This is a genomic window from Paenibacillus sp. 01T422 (genome assembly GCF_056398785.1).
This window is the reverse complement of sequence record NZ_JBFTQB010001628.1, coordinates 1-483: the sequence shown is the minus strand read 5'-3', so window position 1 is coordinate 483 and position 483 is coordinate 1. Positions and strand designations below refer to the sequence as shown.

1 pseudogene is annotated in these 483 nt (G+C 41.8%); it reads left to right on the top strand.

Annotation, left to right across the window (positions count from 1 at the left end):
* Nucleotides 1-95: 95 nt before the first annotated feature.
* A pseudogene (locus AC1DUA_RS40495) lies at nucleotides 96-483 on the top strand (hypothetical protein); the annotation flags it as partial.

Below are 483 nucleotides of genomic sequence, written 5' to 3'. Positions count from 1 at the left end.
GAACGATGGAAAGCATCGAATAGCTCCATCGTTCTGTAAATGCCAATTTCATTATCCTGGACAAGCAGGGTTTACCGCTGTTCTCAACGGGAGGATTGGCTAATCGAGAAGAACTTCCAGAGCTGCCGGTAGACAAAACTTATTTGCTGCGTGACAATACCTATTACTTCTATCAAGTCGGGCAGAACAGTGGGTACACATATCTTAATATCATACCTAGTGCAAGCATTTCCAAGCAGGTTTCAAAACTTAATCTGACATTAATTTTTTTGCTAATACTTACCTTGATCGTGAGTGTTATTATTTCGGTGTTGTTCAGTGTTCGCTTTAACCGCCCCGTTAAGCAATTGGTCTCCTCATTGCAGATGTCAGGTGGGGAGGATGTTCGATTCAAAAGTAATATTCGTGAGTTTGAGTTAATCGGTCAGAAGATGGACGATATGCTGCAGACAAATGCAAGGATACAATCGGATCTAGCTCAGA